The 3,443-nt window shown below is 56.3% G+C and carries 4 protein-coding genes; 3 read left to right on the top strand and 1 reads right to left on the bottom strand.

The features are described from left to right. The 3 genes from IEN85_RS08250 to IEN85_RS08240 all read left to right on the top strand — a co-directional run. On the top strand, positions 1-383 hold a 383-nt coding region (locus tag IEN85_RS08250; RefSeq protein WP_224772524.1), incomplete at its 5' end, for a hypothetical protein. A gap of 24 nt (positions 384-407) precedes the next feature. Continuing rightward, the gene (locus tag IEN85_RS08245; RefSeq protein ID WP_191616622.1) at positions 408-905 is read left to right on the top strand and encodes a hypothetical protein; all 498 of its coding nucleotides are present in this window, start codon (positions 408-410) and stop codon (positions 903-905) included. A gap of 82 nt (positions 906-987) precedes the next feature. Further along, positions 988-1,494 carry a hypothetical protein gene (locus IEN85_RS08240; protein WP_191616621.1) on the top strand — a complete coding sequence of 169 codons (507 nt, stop codon included), beginning with the start codon at positions 988-990 and terminating at the stop codon, positions 1,492-1,494. A 95-nt stretch (positions 1,495-1,589) separates the two neighbouring features. Here the strand turns inward: IEN85_RS08240 and ltrA are convergent, their stop codons facing one another. Continuing rightward, positions 1,590-2,849 (bottom strand): group II intron reverse transcriptase/maturase, encoded by a 1,260-nt coding sequence (gene ltrA / locus IEN85_RS08235; protein ID WP_191616192.1) that lies wholly within the window; start codon positions 2,847-2,849, stop codon positions 1,590-1,592. Between the last annotated feature and the right edge of the window lie 594 nt (positions 2,850-3,443).

The raw sequence follows: 3,443 nt of genomic DNA, 5'->3' as shown, positions 1-3,443 counted from the left end.
GATATGCAAAACAAATGATTAGCAATCCACAGTTTTACGGTGTCACCATCTTGATCGGGTTCATCGTTTCGTTGGCTTTCAGAAAGGAAGAGCAAGCACCGAATTGGATGAAGTGGGTTTTGATCAGTGCTCCTTTGACTTGGACGCTGCTGGGAATAATTATGATCGTGTCCGTCGGAGATAAAAGTATAGACGGTATTCAGGATATCCTCACATATTTTGATGCTGGACGCTTCTTCGAAGCGAACGGTTACAGAAAAGCATTCTTCGTCATAGCTATTCTTTTCACTACCTACTTCAGCTTACTCTTCAGCTTCTGCTGGGCAGTAAAAAATAAAGCATATCAAGTCGGTGCTCACAACGTGCGCAAGCGCACGCCGTGAGACCTCAGCGTTAGAGGAAAATAAATGAAAACCGAAAAGCTAGAGATCACCGGTATTCGACTAATCGGATTCTACTTCCTCTTTTCGACGGCGTATCACGTTTCGACCGCTTTCCTGACGACGTACTACAACGCTCAAGATCCAGAATATGAATCTGTGATCGCTGCATTTGCGAACGCCGCAACCATTACTCAGACGATTCTCTCAGTCGTTGTTTTACTTCTTTCGATTGTTGCGATGTTTCGCCCCCGCGCGATCCAGAGAAGATGGAGAAAAATTGATCAGAAAGAATCTGAAGAGGATGAGTTCGAAATCGGATCTCTTACGCTTTTCAGGATGGCAGCCTTGATGATGGCATTGTACTTCGCACAGAAGAGCTTATCCGAGGTTGTCTACATCGCTCTAGTCACAAACGTCTCGTTCTCAGGCATGAATATGGCACAAGCGATTAGCCACACGGTTTTCCTAGTCATGTCACTATATCTTTTCATCAAACCTGAGGTGATAACCAAATGGAAATAATCTCTAACCAGTCAGCCCATACAACTCCAGCCAGCGCTCCGCGCTGACTTCCGCGTATGGCTTTCACGTTCGCAAAAAAGTAATGTCCCCCAGCAAACTCCTATTCATTCCCCTTTTTCTCGTTTCGCCATCACTATGGGCAGAACAGACCGAGTTCACGCCAGACGACATGATTGCAGAATTCGAGACTCATCAAGATCAACTGTTATCACTTGCTGGTTTCGTTGGCGAATTGAAGGATGATCTTCTCAACTCTGACTGGGAAGCAATCTACGAAAAGTTGTCACCATTCTACAGAAGTAACATCACCAAAGACTACTTTCTACGCGAAGTCGGCAAAGAAAACCCAACTATCGAAGAGATTCAGTTTCGGAAAACTAGAGGATTCAAAAAGGGAGGATACTCGGTTTATGTGTGTGCAGCGACTTTGGGAGAAACCGAGGGAGTTTACATGGATACACTGTTTTTTTCGAAAGACGAAGACGGCACATGGTATCTAGAAACGTTTCCTTTCTCTAAGAGCTCCGCACTTGAATTCGGAGGAGTCATACCCAAAGGCCTAGAACAAGGCATTAGAAGCATCAATTGAAAGAAATGAATGCGAAATCGGGTAGCCACGGGCATTAACTCCCGCGGCCCCCACACCACCCGGCATGCGGATCCGCACCGGGCGGTTCCCACACGCTATCGGGACGTATCCGGATAGTGAACACGGGTCCAGAGTTCCACCAGGGACGGAACCCCTTGTCCCTTGAGATAGCCTTTCGACAGGGCTTGGCTCACCCCTGGAGTCTTGGACATCTTCCAATGCCCCAGCCGGGTCACCGCGGTCTTGACCGCGGTCCGCAGATCGACCCCGAGGGACACGAGCTGCCTGACCCGGTTCGAGTGCGTCTTCCATTGCTTCCAGTAGCAGCAGCGCACGCGGCGCCGGATCCAGTGGTCCAGGCGCCTGGCCTCCTTGAAGGTCCGGCTGACGCCGTAGTAGCCCATCCAGCCGCGAACGTACTGGGCGAGCTTGAGCAGGCGGCGTTCCATGGACACGCTCCAGCTGCGGCACGTGTACTCGCGTATCCGGCGCTTGAACACGCCAAGCGACTTCTCGCTCCACACGATCTTCCCGCCGGTTCCGAAGGCGAAGCCGAGGAACTCCAGTTCCCTCGCCTTCACGACGCGGCTCTTCCCCTCGTTCACCTTCAGCTTGAGCCTGCGCTCGAGGAACTTCCTCACGCTCGCCATCACCCGCTCGCCAGCCCGAGGGCTCTTGACGAGTACGACGAAGTCGTCCGCGTAGCGGGCGAAGCGATGGCCGCGCGATTCGAGCTCCTTGTCGAGCTCGTCCAGGACCACGTTGGCCAGCAGCGGCGAAAGCGGACCGCCCTGAGGCACGCCCCCCCTCGTCGCATGCAGGCGCCCGTCGACCTGGACTCCCGCCCGGAGGTACTTGCCCACCAAGCGCAGGACGCGCCTGTCGCGGACCTTCCTCCCAAGGCTCGACATCAATATATCATGATCGACGCGGTCGAAGAACTTGGACAGGTCCAAGTCCACCGCCACGCGCCGACCCGACTTTATGGTGTCGCCAACTTGCTCGACCGCATGGCGCGCCGAGCGATTGGGACGGAAGCCGAAGCTGCTTTCGCTGAAGCCCGGATCCAATATCGGCCCCAGAACCCTCACGATCGCCTGCTGTATCACCCGGTCCAATACGGTCGGGATCCCCAGCAGCCTCTTGCCCCCGTCGGGCTTGCCTATCTCCGCGCGCAACGTCGGCGCGGGCTCGTACGAGCCCTCCGCCAGCCGCTCGCGCAGCCTGGGCCAAGCTTCGCGGAAGAGGCCGGGGAAGTCCTCAACGGACACTCCGTCCACCCCCGCCGCGCCCTTGTTGGCCCTCACCCGCTTCCACGCCCCGGACACGTTCTCCGCGTCCAGGATCGCTTCCATCAGGTCGCGTTCCGAGTCCCGGCTGTCCGCTTCCCGCCGCCCTTGCGCTACCTCTGGCGAGGCATACCCGCAGGGCGAGAGTTCGGGCCGGAACCCGTCGTGTCGGTTCGGGCCTTCGCCCCATGCGAGTTTCGGACCCTTCGCTGGACGGGTCCCCCGTCGGCAGCTACTCCCGGCTCGCCTCATGGCGCTACTATGCCCTCTGCTGATTCCTCATGTCCGACTCCCGCATCGCTGCGGGAGCTGCGGAGATCCGATGGCAGGTTTAAGCCATCCCCGCGGGAGCATGAGGCCTCCCCGGATAAGGACGTCGACTTCCGCCGCGCAAACGCGCCATTTACCCTGCGCCCCGAACCTTCTCCGGGCTTCGCGTCGCTGGGCACGCTCGCCCGAGGCGCTGGGCCTTGTATGGCGTTCTTGTACATCGTCTCGCGGCTTTGCCTAGGGCTTCCTTCCCACGAAGCCTCGCGACTTCGCAGTTGCCTTCGGCTAGCGCTTTTTCTTAGTTTACTTTCGCTAATGATCATAACCTACAGGTTCCATGCGCAGTGGACTTTAACCACATCAGTCGACGCCCATGCCGGGCGTACCCAG

Origin of the sequence: Pelagicoccus enzymogenes (assembly GCF_014803405.1) — a bacterium.
Taxonomy (GTDB): Bacteria; Verrucomicrobiota; Verrucomicrobiia; order Opitutales; family Opitutaceae; genus Pelagicoccus; species Pelagicoccus enzymogenes.
The sequence above is the reverse complement of the archived record's forward strand: the minus strand, read 5'-3'. Positions and strand labels throughout refer to the sequence as shown.